We start from the raw sequence: 14,440 nt of genomic DNA, 5'->3' as shown, positions 1-14,440 counted from the left end.
ACGCAGAACGAATGACGCAGAACATCTGACAGGCGGGTCGGAAGTTACGCGGTTCTACGGAGCTCCACGGGCGGTCCTCATTGGGGTGGGGACCGCCCGGTTCCGTTTCCGGCACAGCCACCGGGTGCGATCTGTGACTGTTATCACCGCCCAGGTGTGATCTGCGATTTAGGGACCTACGGCCCACGGGGATAACCTGCGAGACGGACATGCCGCGGCCACGGACACCGTGTACGCCTCCCTTGTGACAGCGCAGTCACGTTGCCCTTCGCGGCACGCCCACGCAGACAACGAACCGCGATCATCAGAAAAGGGACGGACGCGCGTGGACCTGTTCGAGTACCAGGCGAGGGACCTCTTCGCCAAGCACGGTGTACCGGTGCTGGCCGGTGAAGTCATCGACACGCCTGAGGCGGCGCGCGAGGTGACCGAGCGTCTGGGCGGCCGGTCGGTCGTCAAGGCGCAGGTGAAGGTCGGCGGCCGCGGCAAGGCCGGCGGCGTCAAGCTGGCCTCCGACCCGGACGACGCGGTCGAGAAGGCCGGTCAGATCCTCGGCATGGACATCAAGGGCCACACGGTCCACAAGGTGATGCTGGCCGAGACGGCGCCTGAGATCGCCGAGGAGTACTACGTCTCGTACCTCCTCGACCGCACCAACCGCACTTTCCTTGCCATGGCCTCCGTCCAGGGCGGCGTGGAGATCGAGGTCGTCGCGGAGGAGAACCCCGAGGCCCTCGCGAAGATCCCGGTCAACGCCAACGAGGGTGTCGACCTGGAGAAGGCCCGCGAGATCGTCGCGGCCGCGAAGTTCCCGGCCGATGTCGCCGACCAGGTCGCCGACATCCTGGTGACCCTGTGGAAGACCTTCATCGCCGAGGACGCGCTCCTCGTCGAGGTCAACCCGCTGGCCAAGGTCGCCGACGGCCGTGTCATCGCGCTCGACGGCAAGGTCTCGCTCGACGAGAACGCGGACTTCCGTCAGCCCGAGCACGCGGGGCTCGAGGACAAGGACGCAGCCAACCCGCTCGAGGCTGCCGCCAAGGCCAAGAACCTCAACTACGTCAAGCTCGACGGCGAAGTCGGCATCATCGGCAACGGCGCGGGTCTGGTCATGTCGACCCTCGACGTCGTCGCGTACGCCGGTGAGAACCACGGCGGCGTGAAGCCCGCCAACTTCCTCGACATCGGCGGCGGCGCCTCCGCCGAGGTCATGGCGAACGGCCTCGAAATCATCCTCGGCGACCCGGACGTCAAGTCCGTCTTCGTCAACGTCTTCGGTGGCATCACCGCGTGCGACGAGGTCGCCAACGGCATCGTGCAGGCCCTGGCGCTGCTCAAGTCCAAGGGCGAGGACGTCACCAAGCCGCTGGTCGTGCGCCTCGACGGCAACAACGCGGAGCTGGGTCGCAAGATCCTTTCCGACGCCAACCACCCGCTCGTGCAGCGCGTGGACACCATGGACGGCGCGGCCGACAAGGCCGCCGAGCTCGCGGCTGCGAAGTAAGGGAAGAGGGACTCCAGAACCATGGCTATCTTCCTCACCAAGGACAGCAAGGTCATCGTCCAGGGCATGACCGGCGCCACGGGCATGAAGCACACCAAGCTCATGCTGAACGACGGCACCAACATCGTCGGTGGCGTGAACCCGCGCAAGGCGGGCACGACCGTCGACTTCGACGGCACCGAGGTGCCGGTCTTCGGCTCCGTCGCCGAGGCGATGGAGAAGACCGGAGCCGACGTCTCCGTCCTCTTTGTGCCGCCGGCCTTCGCCAAGGCCGCCGTCGTCGAGGCGATCGACGCCGAGATCGGCCTCGCGGTCGTCATCACCGAGGGCATCGCGGTCCACGACTCCGCCGCCTTCTGGGCGTACGCGACCGCCAAGGGCAACAAGACCCGGATCATCGGTCCGAACTGCCCCGGCCTGATCACCCCCGGCCAGTCCAACGCCGGCATCATCCCGGGCGACATCACCAAGCCCGGCCGCATCGGTCTCGTGTCCAAGTCCGGCACGCTGACCTACCAGATGATGTACGAGCTCCGTGACATCGGCTTCTCCTCGGCCGTCGGCATCGGTGGCGACCCGGTCATCGGCACGACCCACATCGACGCGCTGGCCGCATTCGAGGCCGACCCGGAGACCGAGCTGATCGTGATGATCGGCGAGATCGGCGGCGACGCCGAGGAGCGTGCGGCGGACTTCATCGCGAAGAACGTCACCAAGCCGGTCGTCGGTTACGTCGCGGGCTTCACCGCCCCCGAGGGCAAGACCATGGGCCACGCCGGCGCCATCGTCTCCGGCTCCTCCGGCACGGCCGCGGCCAAGAAGGAAGCCCTCGAGGCCGCGGGCGTCAAGGTCGGCAAGACGCCGACCGAGACGGCCAAGCTGGCGCGCGAGATCCTGGGCGCCTGACCTTTGCGGTAGGTACGGCACGTACGAGTGGGCCCGCGCCTCCAGGCGATTCCTGTGAGGTGCGGGCCCACTCGCGTACTAAGCAACTGACCTGGTCAGCGCACCTGGGGCAGGAGTCGTTCCGGACCGTACGCCGGCTCGGCGAGCAGCTTCGCGCGCAGCTCCATGACCCGCGGGGTCAGCGGCTGCGGCCCGCTGTGCGGCGGTACGCCGCCGACTTGCTGCCCGGGGGCGAGCGGCGGTTCGTACCGCGTCGGCGCGGTGGCCAGGGTGTAGGCCGTGGCGCCGATGATCAGTGTGGTGACCGTGATGGCGGCTCGCGTCCAGAACCGGGCCCGGCGCTCGCAGCCCGTACGTACCGCTCTGGCGGCGCTCAGCCGCGGCACCGGGCCGGCGTTCGCGAGGGCCGTGAGCTGCTCGTGCAGCGTCTCGGGCACGCCGAGCTCGGGCGCCCGCTCGGCGACGGCTGCCCGCGCGTGCACCAGGCGGTTTGCCGCGGCGGGGGTACTCGCCTCCGTCTCGGCGGCCGTCTCGGGGAGATCGAGGCCGAGGCCGTCGTAGAGCACCAGGGTGCGGCGGTACGACGGGGGAAGTTCCAGCAGCGCGTCGAGCAGCCGGCGCCGGTCCCCCTCGACGCGAGGGAAGTCGGGGTGCCGGTGGACGGGCCGTAGCCGCTGCCAGGGGGACATGGCGTATTCGTACGCGGCGGCCCGTACCCAGCCCGCGGGGTCCGGGTCGACGGCGACCTTTGGCCACCGCTGCCAGGCGAGATGGAAGGCGCGCTCGACCGACTCGTGGGAGAGCCGGAGCCGACCGGTGAGCAGGTAGGTCTGGCGTACGAGGGCCGGGGCGGCGTACGAGTAGAGAGCGTCGAAGGCCTCGGCGGGGGTGAACTCGGGGAGTGCCGGCGGTTCCGGTGGCTTCGGCGGCGGGGCCTGCTGTTCGGCCGCGTGCTTGGCGGCGGGTTCGGGTTCGGGCTGCCAGGCGGGGAATTCGCCGGATTCCCTGGATTCCCAGAACTCCCTGGACTCCCTGGTCCTCTCGGCAGAGTCGGCGAGCAGCCTCGCGTACAGCTCGCGGTTGCGCCCCCGTGGGCTGCTGCGGCCGGTCTCCCAGGACCTGATCGTCGCCCGCGTGACGCCGACCACGCTCGCGGCCTCCTCCTCGCTCAGGAACTTCGCCTCGCGCAGCCTGCGCCGTTCCATGGGGGAGGGCAGCGGGGCGGGTACGGAGCGTGTGGTGCTCTGAGTCATGAAGGGCTCCCGTCAGCACTCCACTCGACGAGAAAGTACATAAACGTATATTGAACGACACAGCGGGTGATCGCCTGTTACGCGACTACGGCGCGTGTCGTTGGCAGCATGGCCGCGTGACTCAAATGACCGATCGCAGCCCTTCTGTGCCGCAGACTCCGGTCCCCGTGCAGGGGGGGCCTGTGCCTGCCCTGGCCGCGTCCTTCGTGCGCGGGGCGACCGCGGCGGGGCTCGGGCTGGGCGGGCTCGCGCTTGTGGTGATGGTGCTGTGGATCAGCTCTCCGTACCCGGACAGCGGTCCCGATGGGGCGCTGCACCTCGTCGCCGGGCTGTGGCTGCTGGCCCACGGCACCGAGCTCGTACGCGCCGGCACGCTCTCCGGGGCCCCGGCGCCGGTGGGGGTCGTGCCGCTGCTGTTCGTCGCGCTTCCGGCCTGGCTGGTGCACCGGGCGGCGCGCGACGCGCTGGAACTGGGGGAGGGGCGGCTGCGGCCGTCGGCTCCGGGTGCGCTGTGCGCAGTGACCGCGGGATATCTCCTGGTCGGCATCGCTGCGGCGGTCTACACGACGGGCGGGCCGCTGGCGCCGGACCCGGTGAGCGCGCTGTTCCATGTGCCGCTGGTGACGGCGCTCGCGGCGGCGGCCGGGGTGTGGACGGGGAGCGGCAGCCCGCGCGAGCTGCTGCCCGCCTGGCTGCCCGGGCGGGTACGGGTGGCGCTCGCCCGTACCGGGGTGGCCGTCGCACTGCGGTCCGCCGCGGCGGGGGCGATGGCGCTGCTGGGCGGCGGGGCGCTGCTGGTCGCGGTGTCGCTGGTGTGGCACTCCGACGCGACGCAGGATTCGTTCCTGCGCCTGGCGGAGCCGTGGTCGGGGCGGCTCGCGGTGCTGCTGCTGGGGTTCGCGCTGGTGCCGAACGCGGCGGTGTGGGGTGCGGCGTACGGGCTCGGGCCGGGTTTCGCGCTCGGTACGGGCGCCACGGCGACCCCGCTCGCGCTGGCCGGGGACCCGGCGCTGCCGCACTTCCCGTTGCTGGCCGCGGTCCCGGGTGAGGGGCGGGGGATGCCGATGCACTGGGCTGCGGCGGCTGTGCCGGTGGTGGCGGGGGTGGTGATCGCGTGGTTCACGGTGCGGGCGGCGGCGCCGCGGCACGGGGCACGGGAGACCGCGTGGGGCGTGCGCGAGACCGCGCTGACGGCGCTCCTGGGTGCCGTGGGCTGCGGGGTCCTGGCGGCCCTGATGGCGGGGGCCGCGGGCGGCCCGATGGGCACGGGCCGGCTGGCCGCGTTCGGCCCGGTGTGGTGGCTGACGGGGCCGGCGGCGCTGGCATGGACGGCGGGTATCGGGGTGCCGGGAGCGCTGGGGGTGCGGGCGTGGCGGGTGCGGGTGCCGGGGCGTTGGTGGAGGCGCGGGGCGGTGGAGCCGGTGCCGGAGTCGGCCCCGGAGGCTGCGGCACCGGTGCCTGTGGTGCCCGCACCCGCCGGGCCGCCGGAGCCGGACGACGGGGCGTCGGAGGCGTACGACTTCCTGCCGTCGGGTTCCTGGGCCGAGAGGGAGGGCCGGGAGGATCGGGTGGCGGCGCTCAAGGAGGCGTCGGGGGGTTTGACGGCGGAGCTTCAGCCGGTGGCGACGCCGGAGCCGGATCCGGCGCTGCCTGAGGCGCCGCCAGCGAAGGAGCCGTCGGCCGCGAAGGAACCGCCGGGGGAGGGGGCCGAACCCCCACCCCCCGGTGAACCGCCCGTGCGGGCTACTCCTTGACGCCGATCAAGCCCCGCAGCGGATCCGGGAGCAGGTCGTTGCAGGCGAGTTGGCCCGACTTCGTCAGGGCGTCGTTCACGCATGTGTAGTAGTCCCGGTAGACGAGCTGCGCAGTGAACGACGCCGCCACGATCACCAGCGCGATGCTCGCCATCACCAGGCCGCTCAAGGCCGCCGTCAGCTGGGGCTTGTTCGGGGATGTCGGCGGCGTCGGGCGTACGGGCGGGGGTGAGGTCACCGCGTCCGTTGCGGGGCGTTGGGGCTTGGCGCGCAGGGAGCTGATGCTCCAGTACAGCGCCAGCGCGCCCAGCAGCAGCGCGATCTCCGGGAGTTCGAACAGCGCGAAGAAGAACGCCCACATGCCCGACAGCAGCGCATAGCGCGCCCTGCGCTGGGCCGGGTCCGTCGGGTCCCAGCGGAGGCCGCCGGGGGAGCCGCCGTCCGGGCCCTGCCGGCCGCCGCCGTTCTGGCCGTTCTCGCCGCCGGGGCGGCCGCCGAAGCCACCGCCCGAGGAGCGGCCCGGCTGGCGGCTGCTCCACTGGCTGCCCCAGCCGGAGCCACCACCGCTCGAGGAGCCCGAGGATCCGGAAGAGCCCGACCCGGAGGAGCCGGACGAGTCGGACGAAGAGGAGTCGTCGGAGTTGTCGCCGTCGTTCGCTGGGCGGCGCGGCTGCCAGGGCTGGTCAGGCCTGCCCTCCGGTGGCGGCGCGAAGGGGTTGTTGTCGTCCGTGGACTGGCGCTCCCGCGGCAACAGGAGGTCCGTACGGCGGCGTCGGTCCGGCATGTGGTGAACGTCTTCCCCTCAGACCCAGCGCACATGGGGTCTTGTGTCGTAGTGCCCGTCAGGGGACGGGACCTGTCCCCAGACGCTACCTCCCGGGCACGCCCCCGTCCCGTGGGGGCGGTTCTGTGTGCCGGTATCGTTGCTGACGGTCGGCCCCTTCGTAGAGTTCCCCTATTGAGGGGCGCGATTCGTTCGTACGACCACACAAAGCCGCACAGTAAGCGGCACCGCAAGCCGCACCACACCGCGAGAAAGAGACCCGACGTGGCCTCCCCGCCCCCCTCCCGCCGTCCTGCACGCCTTGTCGTCCTGGTCTCCGGGTCCGGTACGAACCTCCAGGCCCTGCTCGAGGCGATCGACGAGGATCCGCAGGGCTTCGGTGCCCGTGTCGTCGCCGTCGGGGCCGACCGGGACGGGATCGCCGGTCTCGAGCGCGCCGAGCGCGCCGGGCTGCCCACCTTCGTGTGCAAGGTGAAGGACTACGAGACCCGCGACGCCTGGGATCTCGCGCTCACCGAGGCCACCGCCGCGTACGAACCGGATCTGGTCGTCTCGGCCGGCTTCACAATGAAGATCGTGGGTAAGGAATTCCTCGCCCGCTTCGGCGGCCGCTGCGTCAATACGCATCCCGCCCTGCTGCCCAGCTTCCCCGGGGCCCACGGCGTGCGCGACGCGCTCGCGTACGGCGCCAAGGTCACCGGGTGCACCGTCCACTTCGTCGACGACGGCGTCGACACCGGCCCGATCATCGCGCAGGGCGTGGTCGAGGTACGGGACGAGGACGACGAAGCCGCTCTCCATGAGCGCATCAAGGAAGTCGAGCGACGGCTGCTCGTCGAGGTCGTGGGGCGTCTGGCCCGTAACGGCTACCGCATTGAGGGACGAAAGGTAGTTTTCCCGTGACTGTTGAGGCTGCTGCGAAGCGAGCCGTCCGGCGAGCGCTGGTCAGTGTGTATGACAAGACGGGTCTTGAGGAGCTCGCCCGCGGGCTGCACGAGGCGGGCGTGGAGCTGGTCTCCACCGGCTCGACCGCCGCGAAGATCGCCGCGGCCGGGGTGCCGGTCACCAAGGTCGAGGAGCTCACCGGCTTCCCCGAGTGTCTGGACGGCCGGGTCAAGACTCTGCACCCGCGCGTGCACGCCGGGATCCTCGCCGACCTGCGGCTCGAGTCGCACCGTGAGCAGCTCGCCGAGCTGGGCGTGGAGCCCTTCGGCCTCGTCGTCGTGAACCTGTATCCCTTCCAGGAGACCGTCCGCTCCGGCGCGGCTCCCGACGAGTGCGTCGAGCAGATCGACATCGGCGGCCCGTCGATGGTCCGCGCGGCGGCGAAGAACCATCCGTCGGTCGCGGTTGTCACCAGCCCGGCGCGGTACGGCGACGTGCTCGACGCCGTCAAGACCGGCGGCTTCGACCTGGCCGCGCGCAAGCGCCTGGCGGCGGAAGCGTTCCAGCACACCGCCGCGTACGACGTGGCCGTCGCGTCCTGGTTCACCAACGCGTACGCCCCCGAGGAGGGCGCGACCCTGCCGGAGTTCCTGGCCGGCGCGTGGGAGCGCAAGGCCACACTCCGGTACGGCGAGAACCCCCACCAGGCCGCCGCGCTCTACACCGACGGGCAGCCGGGCGGGCTCGCCAACGCCGAGCAGCTGCACGGCAAGGAGATGTCCTTCAACAACTACGTGGACACCGAAGCGGCGCGCCGTGCCGCATTCGACCACGAGGAGCCGTGCGTCGCGATCATCAAGCACGCCAACCCGTGCGGCATCGCGGTCGGCGCGGACGTCGCCGAGGCGCATCGCAAGGCGCACGCCTGCGACCCGCTCTCCGCGTTCGGCGGCGTGATCGCCGTCAACCGCCCGGTGAGCGTGGCGATGGCCGAGCAGGTCGCGGACATCTTCACCGAGGTCATCGCCGCACCGGCGTACGAGGACGGAGCGGTCGAGGTCCTGGCCCGGAAGAAGAACATCCGGGTCCTGCAGGTCGAGGGCACCCCGCTGCAGCCCGGCGACCTCAAGCCGGTCTCCGGCGGTGCGCTGCTCCAGGAGTCCGACGCCTTCCAGGCGGAGGGCGACGACCCGGCCAATTGGACGCTCGCCACGGGCGAGGCGCTGTCCGGCGAGCAACTGGGGGAGCTTGCCTTCGCCTGGAAGGCCTGCCGCGCGGTGAAGTCGAACGCGATCCTGCTCGCGAAGGACGGCGCGTCCGTGGGCGTGGGCATGGGCCAGGTCAACCGCGTCGACTCCGCGAAGCTCGCGGTGGAGCGCGCGGGGGCGGAGCGCGCGCAGGGCTCGTACGCCGCGTCCGACGCGTTCTTCCCGTTCCCCGACGGCCTGGAGATCCTGCTCGCGGCGGGCGTCAAGGCGGTGGTGCAGCCGGGCGGTTCGGTGCGGGACGAGCTGGTGGTGGAGGCGGCGAAGAAGGCGGGCGTGACGATGTACTTCACGGGTACGCGGCACTTCTTCCACTGACCCTGAGCTGTGCGGCCCGAGGGCCGCACCTCCGCACCCCCGCCCGGGCGGGGGTGCGGAGGGCAGCACGGCCGAAGGCCGCAAACCCGCCAGTCGGCGCGTATTGCGGCCTTCGTGTATTCGGTACGTGCGTGGTGCCAAGTACCTCAGTAACGCGGGCGGTTGAACCAGGCAGACGCCTGCGAGTTCACCATCGCGGCGAGGATGATGCCGCCGATGGCGAGGCTGACGAGGCCGCCGACCACCCCGGTGGCCTGGCCGGACGTGAAGTTGGCGAGGGAGCCGAGGATCATCAGCGATGCGTACACGATCGTGATGACGCGGATGGCGGTGCCGCCGGTGGAGAACTTCACCCCGAGGAAGATCGCCAGGCCCGCGAAGACCAGCAGGATGAAGACCATGATGAAGCCGAGACCGGCCAGGCCACTTGCTGCGTCCGAGTCGACCGCGTCCGAGGCGGCCGCGATGGCGATGCCCGCGATGATTCCGACGAGGACCTGCAGACCGCCAATGATGAACAGGAGGACGCGGGCCGCAGTCATCAGACCGGGCATCGACGTCGGGGCCGCCGGCGGGAAGCCGCCGGCGCCGTACGGCTGGACCGGCGGGGCCTGCGGGTAGCCGTAACCGGGCTGCTGCGGCTGGCCCTGCTGCGGGTAGCCGTAGCCCGGCTGCTGCGGCTGGCCCTGCGGCTGGCCGTAAGGGTTGTTCGGGTCGCCGAAGCTCATGGCGGGTTTCCTCCGTTGGAAGTGCGGGGACGACGCGGTCCGAGCGCGGAGGAACGTCACAAGATCAGCGGTCTGCCCCCCAACACTGCCGCGGTACTGCGCGGCTCATCGTGGTATTAAGGTCGACATTTTGTCCAGTCGGCGGCCACATGTGTTGTGCAAGTGCAACCTCACGTTGTCCCTGAGGGGGCCGGGAGGGGGCCGGGAGACGGCCGGAGGGCGGCCCGGTGGCGGGCCAGTGGCGGCCCGAATTGGAACCGGGGCGGGTCCATCCGCGAGGATGGGTCCATGACTGCCCAGATTCTCGATGGCAAGGCCACCGCAGCCGCGATCAAGTCCGACCTGACCGCCCGCGTGGCGGCCCTCAAGGAACGGGGTATCACCCCGGGCCTCGGGACCCTGCTCGTCGGGGACGACCCGGGCAGCCGCTGGTACGTCAACGGCAAGCACCGCGACTGCGCGGAGGTCGGCATCGCGTCGATCCAGCGCGAACTGCCGGACACCGCCACGCAGGAGGAGATCGAGGCGGTCGTCCACGAGCTCAACGACAACCCCGAGTGCACGGGCTACATCGTCCAACTCCCGCTCCCCAAGGGCATCGACGCCAACCGCGTGCTGGAGCTGATGGACCCGGCCAAGGACGCGGACGGGCTGCACCCGATGAGCCTGGGCAGGCTGGTGCTGGGCGTGGAGGCGCCGCTGCCGTGCACTCCGTACGGAATCATCCAGCTGCTCCGTCACCACGGCGTCGAGATCAAGGGCGCGCACATCGTGGTCGTCGGGCGCGGCATCACCGTCGGCCGCTCGATCCCGCTGCTGCTGACCCGTAAGTCCGAGAACGCGACCGTGACCCAGTGCCACACCGGCACCCGCGATCTGGGCATGCATCTGCGGCAGGCCGACATCATCGTGTCGGCGGCCGGGGTACGGCACATCATCAAGCCGGAGGACGTCAAGCCGGGCGCGGCAGTGCTCGACGTCGGCGTCAGCCGCGACGAGAACGGCAAGATCGCCGGAGACGTCCACCCGGGCGTCGCCGAGGTGGCCGGCTGGATCTCACCGAACCCAGGCGGCGTCGGCCCGATGACCCGCGCGCAGCTGCTGGTCAACGTCGTCGAGGCGGCCGAGCGCGCCGCCGTCGCCGCCGCGGGCTGACCGGGAAGGCTGAAGCCCATGGGCGTACGCACGAACGACGCAGCGGGGGCGGACGACCGCGGTGCGGCTGCGCCGCTTGCAGAGGGCGCTGCCTCTGCAGCCGGCAGCGCAGGGGCCCCCGAGCCGGGGGCGGAGGACCGGGCCGCCGGTAACGCGGACGGCCGGGACGCCATCGAACCGGCCTCCAGTGACGCGGACGGCCGGGACGCCGTCGAACCGGCCTCCAGTGACGCGGACGGCCGGGACGCCGTCGAACCGGCCTCCAGTGACGCGGACGGCCGGGACGCCGTCGAACCGGCCTCCAGCGACGCGGACGGCCGGGACGCCGTCGAACCGGCCTCCAGCGACGCGGACGGCCGGGACGCCGTCGAACCGGCCTCCAGCGACGCGGACGGCCGGGACGCCGTCGAACCGGCCTCCACCGACGCGGACGGCCGGGACGCCGTCGAACCGTCGGCCGCTCCCGACGCCAACGGCCGGACCGGCCCCCACCACAAGCGCCCCGTCCCCGCCGTCGGGGCCGCCGTCGCCGCCGCGCTAGCCGAGGCCGTCCACCCCCGGCCCGGCCGCCCGGACGCCGGCGACCAAAGCGGCATCGAGGCGCGTGTCGCGGATGCGGGGCACACCCCCGACACCTCCCAGGACCATCGGACCGCGCAACCCGCCGCACCCGGCAAGGCCCCCTCCCGGCGGCCGCCATCCCTCACCCGGGACACCGCCCGGCCCGAAGGCGGCGGGCGGGCCGCTCCCGGTGGGGCTCCCGCTCCCGCGCGGCAGTGGCCGCTGCTCACGGTGCTCGCGCTCACCGGGCTCGGCCTCGTGGTCGTCGGCACCGACGCCTTCGCCGAGGCCTTCCGGGTCGGCACCATCCTTATCGGCGTCGCCCTCCTCACGGGCGCCGTGCTGCGCCGGATGCTGCCCTCCGTGGGCATGCTGGCGGTGCGCTCCCGCTTCACCGACATGGTTACGTACGGAGTGCTCGGCATCCTGATCGTCCTGCTCGCGCTGGTGACGCAGCCGAAGCCGTGGCTGGACGTTCCGTTCCTGGAGGACGCCGTGCACTTCACCGTGCGTTAGCCCGGCGTGGCCCACCCCGTCGAGTATCTTGATGACGAGATATCGGGATATATCGACGTGAGAGGGATGTTCCACCTCATGGCCAAGATCAAGGTTGCCAACCCCGTCGTCGAGCTCGACGGCGACGAGATGACCCGCATCATCTGGTCCTTCATCAAGGACAAGCTGATCCTGCCGTACGTCGATGTCGAGCTTAAGTACTTCGACCTGGGTATCGAGCACCGCGACGCCACCAGCGACCAGGTGACCGTCGACGCCGCCAACGCCATCAAGAAGTACGGCGTCGGCGTCAAGTGCGCCACGATCACGCCCGACGAGGCGCGGGTCGAGGAGTTCAACCTCAAAGCGATGTACCGCTCGCCGAACGGCACCATCCGCAACATCCTCGGCGGCGTGATCTTCCGCGAGCCGATCATCATGGAGAACGTGCCGCGGCTCGTCCCTGGCTGGACCAAGCCGATCGTCGTCGGCCGTCACGCCTTCGGCGACCAGTACCGCGCCACCGACCTGAAGGTCCCCGGCCCCGGCACGCTCACCATGACCTTCACCCCGAAGGACGGCTCCGAGCCGATCGAACTCGAGGTTCACGAGTTCCCGGACGCCGGTGTCGCGCTCGCGATGTACAACCACGACGAGTCGATCCGCGACTTCGCGCGCGCCTCGTTCCGGTACGGCCTGGCCCGTGAGTACCCGGTCTACATGTCCACGAAGAACACGATCCTCAAGAAGTACGACGGCCGCTTCAAGGACATCTTCCAGGAGATCTTCGACGCCGAGTTCAAGGCCGAGTTCGACGCCAAGGGCCTGACCTACGAGCACCGCCTCATCGACGACATGGTCGCCGCGGCGCTCAAGTGGGAGGGCGGCTACGTCTGGGCGTGCAAGAACTACGACGGCGACGTCCAGTCCGACATCGTCGCGCAGGGCTTCGGCTCGCTGGGTCTGATGACCTCGGTCCTGATGTCTCCCGACGGCAAGACCGTCGAGGCCGAGGCCGCGCACGGCACGGTCACCCGCCACTACCGCCAGCACCAGCAGGGCAAGGCGACCTCGACCAACCCGATCGCGTCGATCTTCGCCTGGACCCGTGGTCTTGCCCATCGCGGAAAGCTGGACAACACCCCCGAGGTCACCAGGTTCGCGGAGACGCTGGAGCAGGTCTGCATCGAGACCGTCGAGGCCGGCCAGATGACGAAGGACCTGGCACTGCTGATCTCCAAGGGCGCACCGTGGCTGACCACGGAGCAATTCCTGGACGTGCTCGACGCCAACCTGCAGAAGAAGATGGCGTCCGCCTGATCGAAAGGGAACGGCGCCCGTCCTCTCCCCCGAGGGAGGACGGGCGCCGTCTTGTTTTCAAGGGTCATGGACGCGCCAAGTGCGGACAAGGGACGCCAGGGGCCTGTGGCAGGGAAGTGACCATTCCGCCACGCTTTGATCGTGCGCTACGGGCGGGCGGGGCGGTTGCGGTACGGGCGGGGCGCACGACGGGGCGTGCAGTCCATCCCGAATGCTCCCGTGCACGCCGATAACAGGAACTGACATCCTGGGCCTGCGCATCCCATTGGGTAGTCCGTTCGGGGGAAAAGGGGACAAGGGGGGAAGCACATGCCTCGTTGGAAGGCACTGCCGGAGGAACTCGACCCGCAGGTCCGGGAGTTCGCCAGTCAGCTGCGCCGGCTTGTCGACCGCAGCCGGCTGAGCATCTCCGCCGTCGCGGACCGCACCGGATACAGCAAGACGTCGTGGGAGCGGTATCTGAACGGGCGGCTGCTCGCGCCCAAGGGCGCGATAGTCGCGCTGGCCGAGGTGACCGGGACGAACACGGGGCATCTGACCACCATGTGGGAGCTCGCGGAGCGCGCCTGGAGCCGTTCCGAGATGCGCCACGACATGACGATGGAAGCGTCGCGGATCTCCCAGGCGCGGGCAGCGCTCGGGGAGTTCGGCCCGGCGCAGGCGGTTGCCCCGGCAGGTCGCCCGGGCGGCCTGCCGGCCGCGCCCGCGGATCCGAGCGGCCGGGATCCGAGTGGCCGGGATCCGAGCGGCTGGGACCGCTGCGGCGGGGAGCAGCCGCAGCGCCCGTCCCCCTACATGCCGACGCAGAGCGGTCCCGGCCTCCCCGCGCCGCCGACCGCGCCGCTGGGCGCTGACCCCTCCCCCGACCACCAGGAAGGCGGCAAGCGCAAGGTCATCATGTTCCTCGCCGGCCTCGTCGGCGCGCTGCTGGTGATCGCCGCCGCCGTGCTCCTGACCGACCTCGGCGGGGACGGCACCGACGGCAAGCCCGCTGCCAAGCCCCCTCCGGCAGCCCCGACCACCAGCAGTCCGCAACTGCCCGCGGGTGTGAAGTGCAGCGGCAAGGCATGCACGGGCCAGGACCCGGAAGCGATGGGCTGCGGCGGCGAGTTCGCCAAGACCGTCTCCTCCGCGACCGTCGGCAAGACCTTCGTCGAGGTCCGCTACAGCAAGACCTGCCAGGCGGCCTGGGCTCGTATCACCCAGGCGGCCCCCGGTGACGCGCTGCAGATCAGCGTGGCCGGCAAGAGCGCGCAGAACGAGTTGGTGAACGCGGACAACGACGCGTACACCCCGATGACCGCGGTCGCCGCGCCGGCCGAGGCCAAGGCCTGCGCGACCCTCAAGACGGGGGTCACCGGCTGCACCGGGCAGCAGTGAGCCGCGCCACAAGGGGGCGGGGGAGTACGGGGTCGCGGGTCGGATAGCCTGACGCTGGATGTCTCTTCACGTCAAGATTCAGAACGTCCGTTCAGAACGTCCGTTCAGATCGTCCGTTCAGATCGTCCGTTC

The 14,440-nt window shown here is 70.9% G+C and carries 12 protein-coding genes; 9 read left to right on the top strand and 3 right to left on the bottom strand.

Going from position 1 to position 14,440, the window contains the following annotated elements; translation table 11 throughout:
* The first annotated feature begins 325 nt into the window (after nt 1-325).
* Together sucC and sucD are read left to right on the top strand one after the other, a co-directional pair.
* A complete protein-coding gene (gene sucC, locus QFZ67_RS14975; protein WP_307661601.1) occupies nt 326-1,504 on the top strand; it encodes an ADP-forming succinate--CoA ligase subunit beta in 1,179 nt (392 codons plus the stop codon).
* A 21-nt stretch (nt 1,505-1,525) separates the two neighbouring features.
* Entirely contained in the window at nt 1,526-2,410 is an 885-nt protein-coding gene (gene sucD / locus QFZ67_RS14970; RefSeq protein WP_307661600.1) for a succinate--CoA ligase subunit alpha, read from the top strand.
* Nucleotides 2,411-2,505: 95 nt separating this feature from the next.
* Here sucD and QFZ67_RS14965 read toward each other — a convergent pair whose 3' ends face one another.
* A complete protein-coding gene (locus tag QFZ67_RS14965) occupies nt 2,506-3,663 on the bottom strand; it encodes a helix-turn-helix domain-containing protein (protein WP_307661599.1) in 1,158 nt (385 codons plus the stop codon).
* 182 nt (nt 3,664-3,845) lie between these two features.
* On the opposite strand from QFZ67_RS14965, the gene QFZ67_RS14960 reads away from it, so the two are divergent.
* The gene (locus QFZ67_RS14960) at nt 3,846-5,417 is read left to right on the top strand and encodes a DUF6350 family protein (RefSeq protein WP_373430047.1); all 1,572 of its coding nucleotides are present in this window, start codon (nt 3,846-3,848) and stop codon (nt 5,415-5,417) included.
* Here the strand turns inward: QFZ67_RS14960 and QFZ67_RS14955 are convergent.
* Nucleotides 5,407-6,201: a hypothetical protein gene (locus QFZ67_RS14955; RefSeq protein WP_307661597.1), complete on the bottom strand. Its 795-nt coding sequence runs from the start codon at nt 6,199-6,201 to the stop codon at nt 5,407-5,409. The two genes, QFZ67_RS14960 and QFZ67_RS14955, sit on opposite strands and share 11 nt — an antisense overlap.
* Before the next feature lie 264 nt (nt 6,202-6,465).
* Here QFZ67_RS14955 and purN point away from each other — a divergent pair, with 264 nt between their 5' ends.
* Nucleotides 6,466-7,104, top strand: a complete 639-nt coding sequence (purN, locus tag QFZ67_RS14950; protein WP_307661596.1) for a phosphoribosylglycinamide formyltransferase — start codon at nt 6,466-6,468, stop codon at nt 7,102-7,104.
* Nucleotides 7,101-8,669 carry a bifunctional phosphoribosylaminoimidazolecarboxamide formyltransferase/IMP cyclohydrolase gene (purH, locus tag QFZ67_RS14945; RefSeq protein ID WP_307661595.1) on the top strand — a complete coding sequence of 523 codons (1,569 nt, stop codon included), beginning with the start codon at nt 7,101-7,103 and terminating at the stop codon, nt 8,667-8,669. The genes purN and purH overlap by 4 nt, the downstream gene beginning before the upstream one ends.
* 146 nt (nt 8,670-8,815) lie before the next feature.
* Here the strand turns inward: purH and QFZ67_RS14940 are convergent, their stop codons facing one another.
* Nucleotides 8,816-9,397 carry a hypothetical protein gene (locus QFZ67_RS14940; protein WP_307661594.1) on the bottom strand — a complete coding sequence of 194 codons (582 nt, stop codon included), beginning with the start codon at nt 9,395-9,397 and terminating at the stop codon, nt 8,816-8,818.
* A 288-nt stretch (nt 9,398-9,685) separates the two neighbouring features.
* Here QFZ67_RS14940 and QFZ67_RS14935 point away from each other — a divergent pair, with 288 nt between their 5' ends.
* The 4 genes from QFZ67_RS14935 to QFZ67_RS14920 all read left to right on the top strand — a co-directional run bounded on the left by QFZ67_RS14935 (nt 9,686) and on the right by QFZ67_RS14920 (nt 14,308).
* On the top strand, nt 9,686-10,552 hold the full coding sequence (locus QFZ67_RS14935) for a bifunctional methylenetetrahydrofolate dehydrogenase/methenyltetrahydrofolate cyclohydrolase (RefSeq protein ID WP_307661593.1): 867 nt from the start codon (nt 9,686-9,688) through the stop codon (nt 10,550-10,552).
* An 18-nt stretch (nt 10,553-10,570) separates the two neighbouring features.
* The gene (locus QFZ67_RS14930; protein ID WP_307661592.1) at nt 10,571-11,629 is read left to right on the top strand and encodes a DUF3017 domain-containing protein; all 1,059 of its coding nucleotides are present in this window, start codon (nt 10,571-10,573) and stop codon (nt 11,627-11,629) included.
* A gap of 78 nt (nt 11,630-11,707) precedes the next feature.
* Nucleotides 11,708-12,928 (top strand): NADP-dependent isocitrate dehydrogenase, encoded by a 1,221-nt coding sequence (locus QFZ67_RS14925; protein WP_307661591.1) that lies wholly within the window; start codon nt 11,708-11,710, stop codon nt 12,926-12,928.
* A 309-nt stretch (nt 12,929-13,237) separates the two neighbouring features.
* Complete coding sequence (locus tag QFZ67_RS14920) at nt 13,238-14,308, top strand: DUF2690 domain-containing protein (protein ID WP_307661590.1); 1,071 nt, start codon at nt 13,238-13,240, stop codon at nt 14,306-14,308.
* The last annotated feature ends 132 nt before the right edge of the window (nt 14,309-14,440 follow it).

This window comes from Streptomyces sp. V1I1 (genome assembly GCF_030817355.1).
Taxonomy (GTDB): domain Bacteria; phylum Actinomycetota; class Actinomycetes; order Streptomycetales; family Streptomycetaceae; genus Streptomyces.
This window is presented reverse-complemented; position numbering and strand designations above follow the sequence as displayed.

Bases quoted from the DNA above. Each gene is read 5' to 3' on its own strand.
- sucD (WP_307661600.1), top strand. From the start codon at position 1,526: ATGGCTATCTTCCTCACCAAGGACAGCAAGGTCATCGTCCAGGGCATG.
- QFZ67_RS14965 (WP_307661599.1), bottom strand. From the start codon at position 3,663: ATGACTCAGAGCACCACACGCTCCGTACCCGCCCCGCTGCCCTCCCCC.
- QFZ67_RS14955 (WP_307661597.1), bottom strand. From the start codon at position 6,201: ATGCCGGACCGACGCCGCCGTACGGACCTCCTGTTGCCGCGGGAGCGC.
- QFZ67_RS14940 (WP_307661594.1), bottom strand. From the start codon at position 9,397: ATGAGCTTCGGCGACCCGAACAACCCTTACGGCCAGCCGCAGGGCCAG.
- QFZ67_RS14935 (WP_307661593.1), top strand. From the start codon at position 9,686: ATGACTGCCCAGATTCTCGATGGCAAGGCCACCGCAGCCGCGATCAAG.
- QFZ67_RS14930 (WP_307661592.1), top strand. From the start codon at position 10,571: ATGGGCGTACGCACGAACGACGCAGCGGGGGCGGACGACCGCGGTGCG.
- QFZ67_RS14925 (WP_307661591.1), top strand. From the start codon at position 11,708: ATGGCCAAGATCAAGGTTGCCAACCCCGTCGTCGAGCTCGACGGCGAC.
- QFZ67_RS14920 (WP_307661590.1), top strand. From the start codon at position 13,238: ATGCCTCGTTGGAAGGCACTGCCGGAGGAACTCGACCCGCAGGTCCGG.